The 19191-nt window shown below is 66.0% G+C and carries 20 protein-coding genes and 1 tRNA gene; 14 read left to right on the forward strand and 7 right to left on the reverse strand.

Annotated features, from left to right (window positions below; translation table 11 throughout):
- Window positions 1–8 precede the first annotated feature (8 nt).
- On the reverse strand, window positions 9–998 hold the full coding sequence (locus ACTIFK_RS07685; RefSeq protein WP_439542472.1) for a fumarylacetoacetate hydrolase family protein: 990 nt from the start codon (window positions 996–998) through the stop codon (window positions 9–11).
- A 151-nt stretch (window positions 999–1149) separates the two neighbouring features.
- Between ACTIFK_RS07685 and cobT the strand changes: the two genes are divergently transcribed.
- The 4 genes from cobT (at window position 1150) to cbiB (ending at window position 4634) form a co-directional block, all read left to right on the forward strand.
- Window positions 1150–2205 carry a nicotinate-nucleotide--dimethylbenzimidazole phosphoribosyltransferase gene (cobT, locus tag ACTIFK_RS07690; protein ID WP_439542473.1) on the forward strand — a complete coding sequence of 352 codons (1056 nt, stop codon included), beginning with the start codon at window positions 1150–1152 and terminating at the stop codon, window positions 2203–2205.
- Window positions 2202–2840 (forward strand): histidine phosphatase family protein, encoded by a 639-nt coding sequence (locus ACTIFK_RS07695; RefSeq protein ID WP_439542474.1) that lies wholly within the window; start codon window positions 2202–2204, stop codon window positions 2838–2840. The genes cobT and ACTIFK_RS07695 overlap by 4 nt, the downstream gene beginning before the upstream one ends.
- Window positions 2837–3568: an adenosylcobinamide-GDP ribazoletransferase gene (cobS, locus tag ACTIFK_RS07700; protein WP_439542475.1), complete on the forward strand. Its 732-nt coding sequence runs from the start codon at window positions 2837–2839 to the stop codon at window positions 3566–3568. Before ACTIFK_RS07695 ends, cobS begins: the two co-directional genes overlap by 4 nt.
- Before the next feature lie 88 nt (window positions 3569–3656).
- A complete protein-coding gene (gene cbiB / locus ACTIFK_RS07705) occupies window positions 3657–4634 on the forward strand; it encodes an adenosylcobinamide-phosphate synthase CbiB (RefSeq protein WP_439542476.1) in 978 nt (325 codons plus the stop codon).
- Window positions 4635–4682: 48 nt separating this feature from the next.
- Here the strand turns inward: cbiB and gdhA are convergent, their stop codons facing one another.
- From gdhA to cobU, 3 genes are all read right to left on the reverse strand, one after another.
- On the reverse strand, window positions 4683–6026 hold the full coding sequence (gene gdhA, locus ACTIFK_RS07710; RefSeq protein WP_439542477.1) for an NADP-specific glutamate dehydrogenase: 1344 nt from the start codon (window positions 6024–6026) through the stop codon (window positions 4683–4685).
- Between the two features lie 193 nt (window positions 6027–6219).
- Window positions 6220–7695, reverse strand: a complete 1476-nt coding sequence (locus ACTIFK_RS07715; RefSeq protein WP_439542478.1) for a cobyric acid synthase — start codon at window positions 7693–7695, stop codon at window positions 6220–6222.
- A 4-nt stretch (window positions 7696–7699) separates the two neighbouring features.
- Window positions 7700–8251 carry a bifunctional adenosylcobinamide kinase/adenosylcobinamide-phosphate guanylyltransferase gene (gene cobU / locus ACTIFK_RS07720; RefSeq protein WP_439542479.1) on the reverse strand — a complete coding sequence of 184 codons (552 nt, stop codon included), beginning with the start codon at window positions 8249–8251 and terminating at the stop codon, window positions 7700–7702.
- Between the two features lie 37 nt (window positions 8252–8288).
- Here cobU and cobA point away from each other — a divergent pair, with 37 nt between their 5' ends.
- From cobA to ACTIFK_RS07740, 4 genes are all read left to right on the forward strand, one after another.
- Window positions 8289–9179, forward strand: coding sequence for a uroporphyrinogen-III C-methyltransferase (cobA, locus tag ACTIFK_RS07725; RefSeq protein WP_439542480.1), 891 nt, complete (start codon window positions 8289–8291; stop codon window positions 9177–9179).
- On the forward strand, window positions 9176–10513 hold the full coding sequence (locus ACTIFK_RS07730) for a cobyrinate a,c-diamide synthase (protein ID WP_439542481.1): 1338 nt from the start codon (window positions 9176–9178) through the stop codon (window positions 10511–10513). The genes cobA and ACTIFK_RS07730 overlap by 4 nt, the downstream gene beginning before the upstream one ends.
- Window positions 10510–11166 carry a 5,6-dimethylbenzimidazole synthase gene (bluB, locus tag ACTIFK_RS07735; RefSeq protein WP_439542482.1) on the forward strand — a complete coding sequence of 219 codons (657 nt, stop codon included), beginning with the start codon at window positions 10510–10512 and terminating at the stop codon, window positions 11164–11166. Before ACTIFK_RS07730 ends, bluB begins: the two co-directional genes overlap by 4 nt.
- An 80-nt stretch (window positions 11167–11246) precedes the next feature.
- A complete protein-coding gene (locus ACTIFK_RS07740; protein ID WP_439542759.1) occupies window positions 11247–11552 on the forward strand; it encodes an ETC complex I subunit in 306 nt (101 codons plus the stop codon).
- Between the two features lie 51 nt (window positions 11553–11603).
- On the opposite strand, the gene ACTIFK_RS07745 is transcribed toward ACTIFK_RS07740, so the two are convergent.
- On the reverse strand, window positions 11604–12428 hold the full coding sequence (locus ACTIFK_RS07745; RefSeq protein WP_439542483.1) for an alpha/beta fold hydrolase: 825 nt from the start codon (window positions 12426–12428) through the stop codon (window positions 11604–11606).
- Window positions 12429–12578: 150 nt separating this feature from the next.
- Between ACTIFK_RS07745 and ACTIFK_RS07750 the strand changes: the two genes are divergently transcribed.
- The 5 genes from ACTIFK_RS07750 to ACTIFK_RS07770 all read left to right on the forward strand — a co-directional run bounded on the left by ACTIFK_RS07750 (window position 12579) and on the right by ACTIFK_RS07770 (window position 15524).
- On the forward strand, window positions 12579–13235 hold the full coding sequence (locus ACTIFK_RS07750; protein WP_439542484.1) for an Isoquinoline 1-oxidoreductase subunit: 657 nt from the start codon (window positions 12579–12581) through the stop codon (window positions 13233–13235).
- Between the two features lie 83 nt (window positions 13236–13318).
- Window positions 13319–13395: transfer RNA gene (locus tag ACTIFK_RS07755), tRNA-Arg, on the forward strand.
- A gap of 360 nt (window positions 13396–13755) precedes the next feature.
- On the forward strand, window positions 13756–14262 hold the full coding sequence (locus tag ACTIFK_RS07760; protein WP_439542485.1) for a hypothetical protein: 507 nt from the start codon (window positions 13756–13758) through the stop codon (window positions 14260–14262).
- A gap of 61 nt (window positions 14263–14323) precedes the next feature.
- Complete coding sequence (locus ACTIFK_RS07765; protein ID WP_439542486.1) at window positions 14324–14770, forward strand: DUF3617 domain-containing protein; 447 nt, start codon at window positions 14324–14326, stop codon at window positions 14768–14770.
- 127 nt (window positions 14771–14897) lie between these two features.
- Window positions 14898–15524: a hypothetical protein gene (locus ACTIFK_RS07770; protein WP_439542487.1), complete on the forward strand. Its 627-nt coding sequence runs from the start codon at window positions 14898–14900 to the stop codon at window positions 15522–15524.
- A gap of 104 nt (window positions 15525–15628) precedes the next feature.
- On the opposite strand, the gene ACTIFK_RS07775 is transcribed toward ACTIFK_RS07770, so the two are convergent.
- The gene (locus ACTIFK_RS07775; RefSeq protein WP_439542488.1) at window positions 15629–16309 is read right to left on the reverse strand and encodes a response regulator transcription factor; all 681 of its coding nucleotides are present in this window, start codon (window positions 16307–16309) and stop codon (window positions 15629–15631) included.
- A gap of 20 nt (window positions 16310–16329) precedes the next feature.
- Complete coding sequence (locus tag ACTIFK_RS07780) at window positions 16330–16866, reverse strand: hypothetical protein (protein WP_439542489.1); 537 nt, start codon at window positions 16864–16866, stop codon at window positions 16330–16332.
- Between the two features lie 488 nt (window positions 16867–17354).
- On the opposite strand from ACTIFK_RS07780, the gene ACTIFK_RS07785 reads away from it, so the two are divergent.
- A complete protein-coding gene (locus ACTIFK_RS07785) occupies window positions 17355–19187 on the forward strand; it encodes a methanol/ethanol family PQQ-dependent dehydrogenase (RefSeq protein WP_439542760.1) in 1833 nt (610 codons plus the stop codon).
- The last annotated feature ends 4 nt before the right edge of the window (window positions 19188–19191 follow it).

Here is a 19191-nt window from a genome sequence, read left to right on the forward strand (position 1 = left end):
CGTCTCCCTCATGATCCGCGCGCGGGCGCAACGATGCGATTGCGCAGCGTGCCGACGCCCGTGATGCCGATTTCGATCTCGTCTCCGGCTTCCAGCAAGCGGCCGCGTTCGATTCCGCTGCCTCCGGGCAGCGTGCCGGTCGCGAACAGCTCGCCGGGGAAGAGACGCTCCGAACGCGACACGTGCGCCACGGCCTCACCGAGCGACCAGCGCCCGCCCGCTGTCTGCGGCTCCGCGATCAACTCACCGTTGAGGCGAACGAAGCCCGTGAGATCGCGCCAGCGCGGCAGGATCTCGTCGGCGCTGACGATCTCCGCCGAAAGCCCGTTCCGGAAATGCTTGGCCTTCTGCGGCCCGAACCCCGAGCGCATCTCCGCATGCTGCACGTCGCGGGCGCTGAAGTCGTTGACGACCACGAACCCGCCAATGGCCGCCTCCGCTTCCGCGGGCGAAGCGTCCATCAAGTCGCGCGACAGCACGAAGCCAAGCTCCAGCTCGTAATCGAGCGCCTGCGTGTAGGCGGGAATGGACATGTCGCCGTCGCCAGCGAACGCAAGGTGATTGCCCATGTAGTAGATCGGCTGACGCGACCAGAGCGCGTGCGGTTTGAGAAGGGGAAAGGGCGGGCCGACGGTCGCCTCCCAGGCCCTGACGAGCGGCCACGCGCGCGGCATATACGTGCGCACGAAACCGCGCGCCGCGTCGATGGCGTGTCGTTCGTACAGCATGAAGTCGCGGAAGGAGCGCGGCGCGAACGGCAACACAGGCACCCGCGCATCATCGGTAAGAGGCGAAATCCGCGCGGCGCGTTCCAGCATGTCCCGGTGCACGGCGGCCGGTGCACCGAGCAGCGCGATGGCATCGGTGCACCATAAGGCGCGCTCGGCATCGGTTGCGAATTGAGTGCCCTGAAGCGCGCGGGCGACGTCGACCCAGCCGCCCGCGATTGCAACCTGCACGGCCGGAACCGCCCCATCCATGACGCGTCTGAGCTTCATCGCCCGTCCTTGACCTGTCCCGATCGTCGTTTGGCCTGACTTCTGCTCCCACATCCGGGCCGCCCCATCAATCCCGGCCGCAGTTGCCGCCCGCCCCAGGCCGTGTCATGCAGCGCGGAGACCGTGAAACGACCAAAAAATACGGAATGCCATGACCAGCCGCTGGATCGAGACTGTCTGCCCGACGCCGTCCGTTGCCAACGAGGCGGCGGCGCGCGAACGCCAGTCCCAGCTCACCAAGCCGCCGGGCTCGCTCGGCCGCCTCGAAGACCTCGCGGTCACGCTGGCGGCTTTGCAGGCGACCGATCGCCCGCGCGCGGCGGCAGCCCCCATCATTCTTTTTGCGGGCGATCACGGCGTCACCGCGCAGAACATCTCGGCCTTTCCCGCCGCCGTGACTGTCGAGATGCTGCGCAACTTCGCATCCGGCGGCGCGGCTGTCGCCGTCCTAGCGCGTGAGCTTGGCGTGCCATTGATGGTGGTGGATGCCGGTACGCTGGCCAAGGAGCCGATGGCCGGCGTGACCTCCGACAAGACGCGCCGCGGCACGCGCGACTTCACCGTCGAAGCCGCAATGACCGGCGATGAACTGGACGAAGCGCTCGCCGCCGGACGCCGCGCCGTGGAGACGGCCGGCCCCGCCGATCTCGTTCTCTTTGGCGAAATGGGTATCGGCAACACGACGTCGGCCGCGGCGATAGCTTCGGCGCTTCTCGGCAAGCCGCCCGCGGAGGTCGCGGGCGCCGGCACCGGGCTCGACGAAGCCGGCATCGCGCACAAGATCGCGGTCATCGCGCAGGGTCTCGCACGCCATGATCTCGCACGCGCCGGCGTCGATCCGCGTCGTGTCCTGCAGACCGTCGGCGGATTCGAAATCGCCGCGCTCGCGGGGGCGATTGTCGCCGCGGCTCAACGCGGGTGCCCCGTCCTCGTCGACGGGTTCATCGTGACCGCGGCCGCACTCGTGGCGACACGCCTCAATGCGGGCGTCCGTCCGTGGTTGATGTTTTCCCATGTCTCCGCCGAACGGGGTCATGCCACCGTGCTCGAGGCCCTGTCTGCCGATCCCATTCTCGATCTCGGCTTGCGTCTTGGTGAAGGCTCGGGCGCGGCGTCGGCACTCGCGATCCTGCGATTGGCCTGCGCGCTCCACAACGGCATGGCGACATTCGCGGAGGCGGCCGTAACGAACCGGGACGCCCCGTGACATCTATCAATGTGACGGCCATCGATTTTCTCCGCCATGGACGCACGGAAGCGGAGGGCCGTCTGCTCGGCCGCACGGATGCGTCCCTAACGGACGCCGGCCGCAAGGCCGTTGCCGCGCAAGTCGCCGGCCGCACCTGGGACAATATCGTTTCATCTCCGCTCAGGCGCGCGCAGGAAACCGCCGCCCTCGCGGCGGGGAGCGCGCGCCAATTTGCAACCGATCCGTCATGGCGCGAGATCGACTTCGGCGACTGGGACGGCCAACTGCTCACCGATCTCGCCGACGATGCGCGCTTCACGTCTTTTCAAGCTGACCCGGAGGCCAATTCTCCGCCGAACGGCGAACCGCTCGCCGATGTGCGTCTCCGTGTGGAAACGGCACTGCGCGCATTGACCCAACACGAACAAAAGCGCGTACTCGTCGTCGCCCATGGCGGCACGATCCGCATGGCGCTGTCGGTGCTCCTCGCCATTCCGCTGCAACGCCTGTGGGCCATTCGCCTGGCGCACGCAACGCGGGTTTCGCTGCGCGTGGGATGGGCGGACGCGCACGGCCTCTGGGGCGAACTCGTCGAAATCGTCCAGCCGCCAGAAGAGGGGCCAGAAGAGGGGCCAGAAGAGGGGGAAGCATGAGCGGATTTCTCACGGCGTTGACGTTTCTGACACGGCTTCCGGCGCCGGGCTTCGCACCGGAACGCGCTGGTGATTTGGGCCGTGCCGCGCCCTGGCTGCCGGTCGTTGGCGCCATCGTGGGGCTGATCGTTGCGCTGGCCGCCGCGCTGGGGTCCGGCGCAGGCCCATGGGTCGGCGCGCTGCTGGCCCTCTTGGCATGGACGGCCGTGACGGGCGGCCTGCATCTCGAAGGCCTCGGCGATGTCGCGGACGGGCTCGGTGCAGCCCATGGCGATCCCAAGCGCTTCATTGAAGTGGCGCGCGATCCGCACACCGGCGCATTCGGCGTGATCGCCATCGCGCTCCAAATCGCAACCAAGCTCGTGCTGCTCGCGGCGATGATGCAGGCCGCCGAGAGCGATCTGCTCGCCATGGCGGCGGCGCTGGCCCTCACGGCGGCATGGGCGCGCTGGGGAACGCTTGTCATCGCCCGCGCGGTCCCGCCGCTGGGAGATGGGCTGGCCAGCCGCTTAGCCGCCGGCGTCGACCCGCGCGCCGTCGCGCTCGAAGGCGTCGGCCTCGCAATTGTCTCGCTGTTCGTCGCGCCGATGCTGATCGCGGCCGTCCCGATAGCCTTTGGCCTGGCGCTTTACTGGCGCCAGCGGGTCGGCGGCGTGAACGGGGACTGCCACGGCGCGAGCATCGAGATCACCGAGTCGGCGCTGCTCCTGCTCCTGATACTCGCCTAGGATGGAGGTGCGCTCGCGTGAGGTGTGTTCCTCCACGGCCCCGGCTGTGCTAGCACGCTGATCTCGCGGCCGACTGACGGGGAGAGGTATGACGTTCGCGCTGGCCTTTCTCGCGCTCTTCATCGAGGCGCTCGTCGGCTATTCCGACGCGCTCGTGGCTCGCATCGGCCATCCCGTCACCTGGATGGGTGCGCTCATCGCGCGCGCTGAGCAGGTCTGGAACGAGGGCCATCTGTCGCCCGCGCGCGCACGCCTGCGCGGCATCCTCGCCCTTGCGACCATCCTGCTCGTCGTCGTCTCGATCGTGCTTCTGATCGACGAGGTGATCGATCTCGCGCTTCCGTTGGTTGCCGCGCTAATCCTGAAGGCCGCCCTGGCGAGCACGTTGCTGGCCGGCCGCAGCCTCGATGAACATGTGACCGACGTCGCCGTCGCCCTCGAGGAGGGTGGTCTCGCCGCCGGACGTCAGGCGGTCGCGCGCATCGTGGGCCGCGATCCCGCGTCGCTCGATGAAGCAGGCGTCGCGCGCGCCGCCATCGAGAGCCTCGCCGAAAATTTCTCCGACGGCGTCGTCGCGCCTGCGTTCTGGCTCGTGGTGGGTGGCCTGCCGGGCTGCGCCGCGTACAAGGCAGTCAACACTGCCGACAGCATGATCGGCCACAAGTCGGAGCGCTATTTCGCCTTCGGCTGGGCGGCCGCCCGCTTCGACGACCTGATCAATCTACCCGCCTCGCGCCTGACTGCGATCTGGATCACGCTCGCGGCGCGTGTCACTCGCGGAGCTGATTGGCGGGCCGCCGCGCAAAGCGCCTTGAGCGACGCGCCGCGTCATCGCTCGCCGAACGCAGGATGGCCGGAGGCAGCGATGGCGGGAGCGTTGGGGCTCGCACTGGCGGGTCCCCGCAGCTATGGCGGAAAGAGCATCGACGACGCGTGGATGGGTTCCGGCAGGCGAGACGCAACCGCGGTTGATATTCACCGCGCGCTGCGTCTCTATCGGATCGCCTACCTGATCCAGGCCGCCGTGCTCGGCCTGCTCGCCATCCTGGCGTTCTTGCTGTGGTAGGCGCCGCGAGGATCCCGGCGTCATCTGACGCCAAGTGCGTCCACGGCGTCAGATGACGCCGAGCGCGTCCATGGCATCCGCGACGCGGATGAAGCCGGCGACGTTCGCGCCCAGCACGTAGTTGCCGGGAGAGCCGTACTCGTCCGCCACCTCCGCGCACCGGTCGTGAATATCTTTCATGATGGTCGCGAGCTTCTGTTCCGTGACCTCGAAGCTCCACGAATCCCGCGAGGCGTTCTGTTGCATTTCGAGCGCGCTTGTTGCCACGCCGCCGGCATTGGCGGCTTTTCCGGGCGCGAAAATGATGCCCGCGTCCTGGAACACGCGCACGGCTTCCGGCGTGCTCGGCATGTTCGCGCCTTCGCCGACGGCAATCACGCCGTTCTTCACCAGCGTGCGCGCGTCCTGGCCGTTGAGTTCGTTCTGCGTCGCCGAAGGCATCGCGATGTCGGCTGGCACATCCCAGAGGCGCCCGCCAGGGACGAACGTCGTGCCCGTCCCGCGCGCAATCGCGTAATCCCCGATGCGCCCGCGCTTCGTTTCCTTGATGTCCTTGAGCAACGCGAGGTCGATGCCCGCGTTGTCGACGACGTAGCCGCTGGAATCCGAACACGCGATGACGCGCCCGCCCAGTTGATGGATCTTCTCGATCGTGTAGATCGCGACGTTGCCCGAGCCGGAGACGAGTACCTTCTTGCCCTCGAAGCCCTGCTTGCGCGTGGCGAGCGCCCGCTCGACGAAGAACACCGCGCCGTAGCCGGTCGCTTCCGTCCGCACGCGCGATCCGCCCCACGTCAGGCCCTTGCCCGTCAGCACGCCCGACTCGTAGCGATTGCTCATGCGCTTGTACTGGCCGAACATGTAGCCGAGCTCGCGCCGGCCGACGCCGATGTCGCCCGCCGGAACGTCCGTGTGCTCACCGAGATGGCGCGAGAGTTCAGTCATGAACGACTGGCAGAAGCGCATGATCTCGCCGTTGGACCGGCCCTTCGGATCGAAGTCCGACCCGCCCTTGCCGCCGCCGATCGGCATGCCGGTGAGGGCGTTCTTGAACACCTGCTCGAAGCCGAGGAACTTGACGGTGCCGAGCATCACCGACGGATGGAAGCGCAGCCCGCCCTTGTACGGCCCGAGCACCGAATTGAACTGCACGCGGAAGCCGCGGTTGATCTGCACTTCGCCGGTGTCGGTGACCCACGGCACGCGGAAAATGATTTGCCGCTCCGGCTCGCAGATGCGCTCGATCAGGGCATTGTCGGCATAGCCGGGATGCTTGGCGATGACGGCGCCGAGCGACTCGAGCACCTCCCGCACGGCCTGATGGAATTCGTCCTCACCAGGGTTCCGGCGCAGCACTTCCGCGTAAATAGGTTCGAGTTTCTCGTCGAGCATATCGTCAGGCATCCCTAAAGCCGGTCATGATCAGGCGCGTATTGCGGACGCGCCCGCGCTCCCGAACACTTCGCTCATGGCCTCTTGGGGCTCGGCGGCGTCCGGGGCGGGCCCTGTATAGGCAAACGAGGTCCCGTTGTGCATCTATTTTAGTCAACATGCCTGATAAGTAGTCAGACAGCAGAGGGCGGGGTTACCCTGGGATCGTGCGCGCGAGCGCGAGAAGCGCCGCGCAGTCCAGATGCCGCTCCAGATGATCCGCGAGCCGGTCGAGCGTCGCCTCGATGTCGGCCGCGTAGCCGAGGTCGGAGGGCCGTGCCCCGATCTTTTCAAGCCACGCAGCCCGTTGTGTGTCATGGGCAAATAATCCATGCACGTAGCAGCCCGCGATGCGTCCGTCCGCGGCCACCGCCCCGTCCGGCCGGCCGCCCGCAATGGCAAGCAGCGGCCGCCGCGTGCCCTCTCCCACGGTTTCACCGACATGCATTTCGTAGCCCGTGAAAGGCGCGCCGCCGCCCCATGCCGAGCCGGTCACGTCGCGCAGCGTCTTTGTGCCGCAAAGCGTCGTCGCCACGTCGAGCAGCCCAAGACCGGGAACCGTCTGTGCCGGGCCTTCGAGACCCGCCGGATCGGCCACCGAGGTCCCGAGCATCTGATAGCCGCCGCAGATGCCGAGCACGTGCCCGCCGCGCCGGACGTGCGCCGCAAGATCGATGTCCCACCCGGTCTCGCGCAGCACACGCAGGTCCGCGATGGTCGCCTTCGATCCCGGCAGCACCGCCAATCGTGCCGTGGCAGGCAAGACCTCGCCAGGCCGCACGAACACGAGATCGATCTCCTCTTCGAGCCGCAGCGGATCGAAGTCGTCGAAGTTGGAGATGTGCGGATAGGCGAGCACGGCGACGAGCGGTTTGCCGCTCTGAGTTCCCGCGCCCGTCCTGGCATCGAGCGCCAGCGCATCCTCGGCAGGAAGGCGCGAGGCGTCGCGAAAATAGGGCACGAGCCCGAGCGACGGCCAGCCCGTCAGCCGCTCGATCGCCGTCATGCCTTCGGCAAACAGCCGTGGGTCGCCACGAAACTTGTTGACCACGAAGCCGCAGATCGCCGCCGCATCCTCGATGGGCAGCACGGTCTTCGTACCCACGAGACTGGCGATCACGCCGCCTCGCTCGATGTCGCCGATCAGGATCACGGGCACACCCGCCGCGCGCGCGAAGCCGAGATTGGCGATGTCGTTGTCGCGCAGGTTGATTTCCGAGACTGCGCCGGCGCCTTCGACGAGCACGAGATCGGCCCCGGCAGCCAAGTGACGGAAACTGTCGAGCACGGGCGCCATCAAGTTTCGCTTGGCTTCGTGATAGCGGCCGGCTTGCGCAACTCCCGCCACGCGGCCCTGCACGACGACTTGCGCTTCCGTATCGCTCTGCGGCTTCAGCAGCACCGGGTTCATGTGCACGGTTGGCCGCACGCCAGCCGCCAGCGCTTGCAGCGCCTGAGCCCGCCCGATCTCGCCGCCGTCGGCGGTCACGGCTGCATTGTTCGACATGTTCTGCGGCTTGAATGGGCGCACGTCGAGCCCGCGCTGGCGGAACACGCGGCACAACCCGGCAACGATCAGCGATTTGCCGACATCCGAGCCCGTGCCCGCGAACATCAACGCGCGCGCCATTGCGCTAAGGCGCCTTGAGCGTCAACGGAAGACCGGCCGCCATCAGCACCACATGGTCGGCCTGTTGAGCCACCGCCGCGTTGAGGCGGCCCTGGGCATCCCGGAACGCGCGCGCCAGCGCGTTGTCGGGCACGATGCCCATGCCGACTTCGTTCGAGACGGCGATGACCGGAATCGCAGCCGAAGCGAGCGCTTCGAGAAGTCGCGTCTGTTCGCGCTCCACGTCGCCGCCGCCGAGCATGACGTTGGTCAGCCAAAGCGTCAGGCAGTCGATGAGCAGGACGGACGCCCCTGCGTGCTTCGCCGCAATCGACAAAGCGTGCTGCGCCAAGATGGCGCCCGCGAGATCGCGCGGCGCCTCGATCGTCGTCCACCCTTCCGCGCGCCGGCTCCGGTGATGGGTGATCCGGTCCGCCATCTCGTCGTCATGCGCTTCCGCGGTCGCGACATAGATCCAGGGCGCGGGATGAGCCGTCGCAAGTCCCTCCGCGAAACGGCTTTTGCCCGAGCGCGCGCCGCCGATGACGAGCGTGAGGCGAGGAAGCGGCGTGGCCATGGGTCGTGCGTCCATTGAGGCTGGGGAGATGCCCTGTTTGACAGGCCGCGGCGCCAAAGGCTACCTCCAATCGGTCGATGGCGCGTCCGCGCGGCCCTCACCCTCCATTGTGATGCCGGCCATGAACTTTCCGCCCGAGATCTTCCCCGAGTTTCCCGAATTGGCGCCCGGCCAGGTATGGCTGGTGGGGGCTGGTCCCGGCGACCCGCGCCTGCTGACGGTGATGGCCATTCACGCCCTCCGCTCGGCCGACACCATCGTGCATGACGCCCTCGTCGATCCGCGCATCTTGCGCCTCGCGCGCGAGGATGCTGAGGTGCACTTCGCCGGCAAGCGCGGCGGCCGCCCGTCCCCGCAGCAGCGCGACATCAATGAGCTGATCATCGCCGAAGCGAGGAGAGGACGCCGCGTGCTCCGCCTCAAGGGCGGCGATCCGTTCGTCTTCGGGCGCGGCGGCGAGGAGGCCTATGCGCTCGTGGCCGCCGGCATCCCGTTTCGCGTTGTCCCGGGCATCACGGCCGGCCTCGCGGCTCCGGCGCTCGCCGGAATTCCGGCCACGACGCGCGAGACGAACCACGCCGTCATTCTCGCGGCCGGCCACCGCGCCGACGACGAGACGGCCGCCCGCTCGTGGGAGGCGCTCGCCGCCACCGGCCAGCCGATCATTCTCTACATGGCGCTCGCGCAGATTGCCGAGATCACGGCCGCGTGCCTGCGCGGCGGCCTTCCGCCTAGCACGCCCGCCGCTGTCATCTCGCACGCCACCGGCGCCGAGGAACGCATCATCGAGACATGTCTCGCCGATCTTCCCGCCGCCGTCGTGGCGCACGCCATCACGTCACCCGCGGTGATCGTCATCGGCGCCAACGCGGCGCTGCGCTCCGTGCTTGCGCCGGGTATGCTCAAGAATGACATGGTCAAGCCATGAATTTGATGCGGCCACCGGGGCTGATCATTGCCGCGCCCGCCTCCGGCAGCGGCAAGACCACCGTCACGCTCGGCCTCATGCGCGCGCTCGCGCGCAAGGGGCATGTCGTGCAGCCGTTCAAGTGCGGACCGGACTACATCGATCCTGCCTTCCATGCCGTCGCCACCGGGCGCGCCTCGCACAATCTCGACACCTGGGCCATGCGCCGCTCCGGGCTCGCGCACATCGTGCATGGCGAAAGCGAAGGTGCGTCGGTCGTCATTGCCGAAGGTGTCATGGGCCTGTTCGACAGCGGCGTCGGCGCGCCGGGACAGACCGCGCGCGGCGCGACGGCGGACCTCGCCGCGCTCACCGGATGGCCGGTCGTGCTCGTGCTGGATGTGTCGGCCCAGGCCGAAACGGCCGCGGCGCTTGCGCTTGGCTGCGCTCGCTACCGCGATGACATCGCCATCGCGGGCGTCATTCTCAACCGCGTTGGCGGCGACGCGCACGCCCGCATGATCGTCCCGGCGCTCGAAGGTGTCGGCCTCCGGTATCTCGGTGCGCTTCCGCGCGGTGCGGATTTCGCGCTGCCGGAACGGCATCTGGGTCTCGTTCAAGCCGGCGAGATGGCCGACGTCGAGGCGCGCATCGGCCACATCGCGGACGCCATCGCCGAACGCCTCGACCTCGATGCGCTCGTGAGCTTGGCGCAGCCCGCGACGCTCGCTTCGATTGAGCTGCGCGAGGGCTCCATTCGCCCGCCGGGCCAGCGCATCGCGCTCGCCGCGGACGCGGCCTTCGCATTCGTCTATCCGCACGTTCTTGCGGGTTGGCGGCGGGCCGGCGCGGAAATCGTACCGTTTTCGCCGTTGGCCGGCGAAGCGCCGGACGCCGCCGCGGACGCCGTGTGGCTGCCTGGCGGCTACCCGGAACTGCACGCCGGCACGCTGGCGTCCGCTCAGCTCTTTCAACAAGGGCTCGCAGCGGCGGCGGCCCGGGGGGCGGCAGTGCATGGCGAATGCGGGGGCTACATGGTGCTTGGCGCGGGCCTCGTCGACAAGGACGGCCACCGGCACGCCATGGCCGGCCTGCTCGGCGTCGAGACGTCGTTCGCACGGCCCGCGATGCATCTCGGCTATCGTCGCGTGCGTGTGCTTGCCGATTGTGCGATCGGTGCGGCCGGCAGCCAGCTCATGGGCCACGAGTTCCACTTTGCTTCCGTCATCGCCGCCGCCGACGATCCACTCCTCGCCGCGACCGATGCGGATGGCCAGCCGGTCGCCGAGCGCGGCGCGCGGCGCACGAATGTCACAGGCACGTTCGTGCATATAGTCGATAGGGTCGGCCCATGACGGAGAACCCTCATCGGGAAGCGCCCGCCTTTACCGCTGCATTCGCAGCCCAGTTCCGCGACCTCGTCCACTGGCGGCGCGATGTCCGGCGCTTCCGGCCCGATCCCCTGCCCGACGGCAGCGTCGAGCGCCTGATCGAACTGGCGTGCCACTCGCCCTCGGTCGGCAACTGTCAGCCCTGGCGTTTCGTGCTGGTGGCTTCGGAAGGCCGGCGTGAAGCGGTGCGAGCGTCTTTCCAGCGCGCCAACCGCTCCGCCCTCGACGGTTACGACGGAGAGCAGCGCGCGCTCTACGCCCGCCTCAAACTCGAAGGATTGGAAATCGCGCCGGTCCACCTCGCCGTGTTCGCAGACGAGGTGACGGAGCGTGGGGCAGGGCTCGGCCGCCAGACGATGCCGGAAGCCCTTCGCTATTCCGTCGTCGGCGCCATCCACACGTTGTGGCTTGCCGCACGCGCCGAGGGCATCGGCCTCGGCTGGGTGTCGATTCTGGAGCCTGACGTCGTCGCCGGAGCGCTCGAAGTACCGGCCGATTGGACGCTCGTCGCTTATCTTTGCCTCGGCTGGCCCGTCGAGGAGCATCTGGACCCGGAACTCGAGCGCGCCGGATGGCAAGCGCGCGCCGCGACGGCGGATATCGTGCTGCGCCGATGACGGCTTGCCCGAACAGTCAGTCGAAGCTAATCATGGGCGCGGCTAATCATGCCGCAACGCAGTCGAACAGCGAGGGCGACGTGACCGCACGCATCTACAAGCCGGCCAAAACCGCCATGCAGTCTGGCACCGCCCGCACGAAGGAGTGGGTGGTGGAGCATGAGCCCGCCGTCGCGCGCGAGATCGATCCGTTGATGGGCTGGACCAGCTCGGCCGATACGCGCGCGCAGGTCCGCCTCGAGTTCGACACGAAGGAAGAAGCGATCGCCTACGCCGAGCGGAACGGTCTCGCCTATCGCCTCGAGGAGCCGAATCCGCGCGGCCTCGTCCGCAAGACCTACGCCGACAATTTCAAGTTCGGCCGCATCGGCGCGTGGACGCACTGAGCGGCCACTTGTGATTGAGCGTTTGAATCGAGCGTTGCGTTCGCCAACCGCTCAGCCTGCCTGAAGCGCCGCCGGCTGCAGCAGCCGCGCCGCGCAGAAATCCGACACGGCCGTCCGCGCTTCGGGAAACGCCACGTCGAGGCAGAGATGCCCGGCGCCCGGAATGGTGCTCAGGGTGAGGTGCGGATTTTTCATCGCGCGGATCATCGCCTTGTCCACGTCGTCGAGCAGGCACGGGATCGTCTGCTGCGGGCGCACCGGAAAGAGCGGCAGCGTACCCGTCAGGATCAGAGCCGGAACTTTGACGTGCGCCAGGATCGAATAGTAGATGCGATCGCCAATGAGCCCCTCGAGCGTGTACCCGAAGGCGTTGGCGAAGAGAGCCATCAGGTAGTCGCCGATCGGCCGCGTCGTCGCCCGGTGCACGAAGTTGCTGTAGATCGGCCATTGCTTGGCTGTTGAAAACGGCGGATCGGCCGCGATCACGCCGCGCACGCAAGGAGTGCGTCCATCCGCGACGCCAAGACCGATGAGCCCGCCGACGGACTCACCCACGATCACGACATCGCGGCGCGCGAAGTGCCGCAACAGAAATTCGCGAAAGCGTTCCGTGAAAGCCGGGATGGACGGCTCGCCGTCGGAAGGCGAATGCCCATGTCCCGGCAGGTCGACGAAGATGACATCGAAGCGGTTCGAGAGCAGCGGAAACCAGGCTTGCGTGTTCTCCGAATGGCGCAGCGCTCCATGCAGCACCATCACGAGTGGGCGCGACGAGGTCCGCGGGTCGCGATCCATGAGAAAATAGAGGTCGCCCAGCGACGTCGCTCCTGAGCCCAGGCTGAGGCCCGAATCATCCTTGTCGCGAGAATCATCCATGTCGCGAGCCTAAGGTCATTCCGGTGCAGGCGGAAAGGGTTCGGATCGCGTGCACCGCTCTTCGCCCCTTCACCATTTCCACGGGCTGGTCGAAACCAAAGCAGCTTTGGGAAGTTATGTGCGCTGTGGGATCTTCGGTGGAGAAGTGACATGCGGGCCGGATACGGGGCGATCGTGGGGCTAAGCGCAGCGGCGGCCGTCGTGGCGTCTGTCATTGGATGGTTCGTGAGTGCAGGCCCAGCAGGGAACGCCGATCCGGCCGCAAACGCGCCAGCCAGCGCGCGCGCCCTCAAGCCAGTCGCCGCCTTTCAGGGCATAGACGATAAGACCGAGCGGGCCGTTGCGCTTTTTGCCGAGGCCGGCCGCGTTATCCAGCACCCGCGCTGCGTCAACTGCCATCCGCCCGGCAACCGTCCGGCTCAAGGCGAGGACAGTCATCCCCATCAGCCGATGGTCGTCCGCGGCGAGGACGGCCTGGGGGCTGTCGCCATGCGCTGCACCACCTGTCACGGCCCGGCGAATTTCGACCCCGGCGAGGTGCCGGGGCACCCGCAATGGCACGTCGCGCCGGTCGAAATGGCTTGGCTCGGCAAGTCGCTGGGTGAGATCTGCGAGCAGATCAAGGATCCCAAGCGCAACGGCGGCAAGTCGATGGACGAACTGGTCCATCATATGGCCGAAGATTCGCTGGTCGGCTGGGGCTGGAAGCCCGGCAAGGGCCGCGAGCCCGCCCCGGGCACGCAGAAGGATTTCGGCGCGCTGATCAAGGCCTGGGCCGACGCCGGCGCCGCCTGTCCCAAGAGCTAGACGCACCCCGGGCGATGGGCTCCGGGCGACAGCTGGCTTGCCACGGGGAATCTCTCTGCTATGCAAAGGGCTCCGACGGCTCAGATCCCGTAGCTCAGCCGGATAGAGCACCCGCCTTCTAAGCGGGATGTCGCAGGTTCGAGCCCTGCCGGGATCGCCATCCACTGCCGCATATTGGCGCCGAAACGGCGATCGAAAAATGGCGGCCGTGAGCGGCAACGAGAAAAGCAGACGACCTGCCAGAGCATCCTCTGCGATCAGACCCGCTTCGTACTCAAAGCGGACGTTTGCGAACGCAGCACGAGACGGGAGCGTGCGGGTGACATCACGTTCAGCCTTTTTAGGGCGGGACCGACGGGTGCAATTCCCTTTCCAATCCGGGAAGCATTTGCACACGCGCTTTCACGTTCGCGTCAGGCGCACGCGCGCCGCCGTGTTTTGCCTTGAAGGCGAACGGCCGGCCCCCATTATCCGCGTTCCTCGGCGGCCGTACCGTCACTGAAACGTTTGGAGGCGAAGAATGCGCGTGCTGCAGCGAACGATCATGGTCCTATCCGCTTCAGTCCTGACGTCGGCGGCCGTAGCCTCCACGATGGCGTTCGAGGACAACAAGCTCAACTTCAAGAGCTGCGAAGGGGCCAATATTACCGCGCGGTGGCGCGGGAGTGCGTTCTCGCTGGCGGAGCCCGGCAAGTCGCTCGGCGACGAGCACGCATCCTTCAAGCATCTCGGCTGGGATGGTGCCTGCAAAACCGCGAGTTGGAACTCTGACGGCGCAAAGTTTTCGATAGCGGCCGACGGCGCGTCGAAGCTCACTGACCTCGTTCACTACGTGGCGCCCGATGGATCGAAGTGGGTTGGCATACGCGCCGGTGACGGGTTCTTCGTCACGCGTGTTGCCGTCGCGGGCGAAGAGATTTCGAACGAGCGCGTGACGAAAGTCGCCGACTGGCTGGCGCGCACCAGCAAGGAGTTCACCCCCGGGGCGGAACTCGCCGCGCACCTCAAAGCAACCGTGCAGAACTAGGATAGCCATGGCGTTGCTGCGGTCGCCGGTGCGGTGCGTCCATCACCGGAGTTTTTCGAGGGTGGCGTCGGTGTTCGTGCGCGCGGCCCTGTGCCTGCCGTTCGGTCTCGGGATCGCGTCGGGTGCGAGTATCGGAGGCGCGGCGGCGTTTGCGGATCAACTGCCGGAGCGCAAGCCCGGCCACTGGCGCATCACCAGCATCTCGGCCGAACTCGGCATGATGGAGATCGACGCGTGCATCCGTTCTGGAGACAGCATTGCTGTCCCGTCGGATGGGAGTGTGTGCTCCGTGCCGGATGTCCAGCGCGTCGAGGATCAGGTGATCGTCAATGTGACGTGTAAATCCAAACTGGGTGAGGAGAGGATCAGCACGCTCTTCACCGGCGATTTTCAGACTTGGTACCGCGGGATAACGAAGATGACATTCGACCCGCCTACCCAGGGCCAGACGGGGATGGCAGTGACGGTCGACGCCAAGTACGTCGGGCAGCAATGCCCGCCGTCATAGTCGCGTGGCCCGCGGTCTCCGGCCGATTGAAAATCCGGAAAAAGTCCCGGCTGAATTTGCCGTGACACGGCGTAGTCCAGCACGGCAAGTGCAAGTCAATTCCAACCGAAGAATATGGAGAGTTCAGGTGCGCACAATCGTCGTCGCAGTCGCGCTATTGATGGGCGTGGTCGGTCAAGCGCAGGCCGACTGCAAAAGTGAGGTCGACCAGGCCTTCGCGAAACTGCGGAGTGGAAAAAGCTTCCGGCTCGAGACGCGGATCGTCAACGAGCAGCAGGGCGCACTGACCATGACGGTCGACTATCTTTTGCCCGACCGCATGCACCAGCGCGTCAGCCTCGGCGATTCACCGCAGAAAATGGAGACCATCGCCATCGGTGAAAAGGTCTGGTCCAACCAGGGGCAGGGTTGGACCGAGGTGCCGGCGAATTTCGCCGAAGTCATCTCCAAGCAGCTCAAGGAAACGGTCGCCGAGCCGGCGAAGAGCAAGATCGACTACGAATGCCTGGGTGAAAAGACGTTCGAGGGAAAGCCGTACGTTGCCTATAAGGCCAGCCTGCCGGCCTTAGCGGCGGAGCAGTCAAAGGGCGAAGCCGCCAAGGCGCCCGGGCAGCCGAACGTCCAGACCCTCTACGTCGACAAGCAGACGGGTCTGCCGGCCCGCAACGTGGTGACCCAGGGCGAGAGCGAAACGCGGCTCTTCGACGGGACGTTCTCGACGCCCGCCGATATTGCGATCAACGCACCGAGCTGACCCCAGCATCGCTCAAATGACGAATGGCCGGGCAACGCGCCCGGCCATTTGCATTTTAGGCGGCAGGCCGGCGCTACGGCCGGAACGCCGAAAGCGATCGTCCGTCACTCCTTGCCGCGCCGGCCGGATGGACCGGGCAGATGCTGGATCGCGAGCCGCATCAACTCGGGCAGGCTTCTGGCCCCGAGCTTGGACTTGATCTGCGACGTGGTGTTGGCGACGGTTTTGTAACTGATGTTGAGCTCCTCGGCGATCACGCCGTAGGACTTGCCTTCCGAGATCAGTGACAGGGTCTGCAACTCGCGCACGGTGAGCGCGTTGAGGGGGTTCGCGCTGTGACGCGTCTCGCTGAATGCGATCTCGGACGCGACCTCATGGCTGAGATAAGGCTTCCCTTGCCGCACGCAGTGGAAAGCCTTGAGGAACTCCTCCGCCGGTGCGTCCTTGAGGAGATATCCCGTCGCTCCGGCTTCGAGCGCGCGGCGAATGATCATCGGATCGCTGTGCATGCTGAGAACCAGGATCGGCGTCCGTTTGTCGTGAAGCCTGAGGCGGCGAACGAACGATAACCCCCCGAGGGTTGCCGTCTTGATCGAAAGGTCGACGATGATGACGTGCGGATGGTGCGCGCGATATTGGCGGTAGCCGTCGGCAAGTCCCCCGGCCTGAAGCGCACGGGCGATCTCGGCTTCTTCGAGAATACGTGCGCAGCCCTGCAGCACGAACGGATGATCGTCGATGATGAGCACGCGAAGTTGCTCTGTGCTTTGCATATCCAGTCCCATTGGAAGTCTATCCTGAAGTGTTAACGCCTCGGTCCATAGCGGGTCTTGAGCATGTCGAGCGCCTCACCGCGCTCGACGTCGGCAACCCGAAGATTGAAGTAGTGCTGGCTGATCGCGCCAAAGCCTTCCGTCTGGCCGATCTCTCCGGCAATGCTCGTGAGATCGTCGAGAATTGCGATCGGCCCTTCGGCGATGCCGCGCGAGGCCAGCATCTCGGAGAGCTGTGCCGTGCGGTTTGCGATCATGCGCTCGCTTTCGCGGTACCGCGCATTCGCGGTCGCGAGCCGCTGCGCGACGTTCTGCACGTCGGCGTCCCCGATCGGCTTCAATTGATCGTCCCGCCTGCTGACGAGCCACTGGGCCGGGCTTAGCGGGCTCGAAACCTCGAGCCACGCGACCTGGTAGGCAGCCTCTCCGCGGGCGGGCGCCCGCGCCTGGTCGGTCGAAGTCTCATCTCCGCAACCGCCCAGCCCGGCCATGGCGAGCAGAACTGCAACGACCGCCGCGGACGTCCACGCGCGCGCCTCGTTGGGTTTTCGATGTCGGAAGCAAGACACGCGTTCAAAGCCTCATTACGCCGGCCGACGCAATCGCTGCGTCGCGTTCGCGTTGAAACACCACAAGCTTGCGATCAAGCGCAATCACAAAAACGTTACATAGTTACACAATGTCAGCGAACTGGCCAGAGCCCGACGAGTTTGCATTTGTTTCCCGCTGATGTGTGCCAGTCGGACTAGAGACCGAAACGAAAGCCACGGTCTAGCGTGCGCAGACGGCACGAGATGCAATGCCGCAGCGGACGAACTCTAGTCTTCTGCGCGCTGACGCGGATCGAGCCGTGCTCGCGATGTCCGGGACATGGTCGGAGGCCATCGCGAATTGAACAGTGGCAGGCCGCGGTATGCGCTGAGTGGGTTCAAACCCAACCAGAGCAACGCGGGAACTGCCGCGACCTTGGGATGGATAACGCGAGGTTTTGGGAATGATGAAGCACCTGGGTAAGGGGCTGCTGGCTGGCGCGTCATGCGTCGCGCTGACAGTCACCATGCAAGTGGGCTCGGCATCGGTCTCGTTCGCCAACGACAAGCTCAATGAGCTTTCGAAGAGCAACGAAAACTGGATTATGCCGGGCAAGAACTACAGCTCGCAGAACTACAGCCCCAACACGCAGATCAACACCGAGAACGTGAAGCAGCTTCGCGCTGCCTGGTCGTTCTCGACGGGTCTGCTGCATGGGCACGAAGGAACGCCGCTCGTCGTCAACAATGTGATGTACGTCCACACGTCGTTCCCGAACAACACGTTCGCGCTCGACCTGAACGACCCCGGGCACATCCTGTGGCAGCACAAGCCGAAGCAGGATCCGGCCGCTCGCTCGGTCGCCTGCTGCGATCTCGTGAACCGCGGTCTGGCCTACTGGCCGGGTGACGGCAAGACGCCGGCGCTCATCATCAAGACCCAGCTCGACGCACATCTTGTGGCCCTCAACGCCGAGACCGGCGAAGAGTACTGGAAGGTCGAGAACGGCGACATCAAGGTCGGCCAGACGCTGACCCAGGCTCCCTACGTCATCAAGGATCTGGCGCTTGTCGGATCCTCGGGCGCAGAGCTCGGTGTTCGCGGCTACACCACTGCCTACAGCGTCAAGACCGGCGAACAGGTCTGGCGCGTGTATGCAACTGGCCCCGACAACGAAGTGAAGCTCGGCGACGACTTCAACAGCGCCAACCCGCACTATGGCCAGAAGGGCCTTGGCACGGGCACCTGGGAAGGCGACGCCTGGAAGATCGGCGGCGGCACGAACTGGGGCTGGTACGCCTATGATCCCGAGACGAACCTCTTCCATTACGGCTCGGGCAACCCGGCGCCGTGGAACGAGACCATGCGTCCGGGCGACAACAAGTGGACGATGACGATCTGGGGCCGCGATGCGGACACCGGTGTTGCCAAGTTCGGCTACCAGAAGACGCCCCACGACGAGTGGGACTATGCTGGCGTCAACGTCATGATCCTGTCGGAACAGACCGACAAGGCTGGCAAGAAGCGCAAGCTTCTGACCCATCCGGATCGCAACGGCATCGTTTACACCCTCGACCGCGAGAACGGCGACTTGGTCTCGGCCAACAAGCTCGACGATACGGTCAACTGGGTGAAGCAGGTCGACCTGAAGTCGGGTCTTCCGGTTCGCGATCCTGAGTTCGGCACGCGCATGGACCATAAGGGCAAGGAAATCTGCCCGTCGGCCATGGGTTACCACAACCAGGGCCACGACAGCTACGATCCCACGAAGGAACTGTTCTTCATGGGCATCAACCACATCTGCATGGATTGGGAGCCCTTCATGCTTCCCTATCGTGCCGGCCAGTTCTTCGTCGGTGCAACGCTGTGGATGTATCCTGGCCCGAAGGGCGATCGCCAGAACTACCTCGGCCTCGGTCAGATCAAGGCCTACAACGCGATCACCGGCGAGTACAAGTGGGACAAGATGGAGCGCTTCTCCGTCTGGGGCGGCACGATGTCGACCGCAGGCAACCTGGTGTTCTACGGAACGCTGGATGGCTTCATCAAGGCTCGCAACTCGGACAGCGGTGAGCTGCTCTGGAAGTACAAGCTTCCCTCGGGCGTGATCGGTCACCCGATGACGTATGAGCACAAGGGCACCCAGTACGTCGCCATCATGTACGGCGTCGGTGGCTGGCCGGGCGTTGGCCTCGTGTTCGACCTGCAGGATCCGACCGCTGGCCTTGGTGCCGTCGGTGCCTTCAAGAACCTGCAGAACTACACGCAGATGGGTGGTGGCCTCCAGGTGTTCTCGCTCGATGGCAAGAACCCTTACTCGGAAGACATCAACGTCGGTGAGTTCGACAGCAAGGGCTGATCGA

It is taken from the genome of Hyphomicrobium sp., assembly GCF_051860585.1.
Classification (GTDB): domain Bacteria; phylum Pseudomonadota; class Alphaproteobacteria; order Rhizobiales; family Hyphomicrobiaceae; genus Hyphomicrobium_C.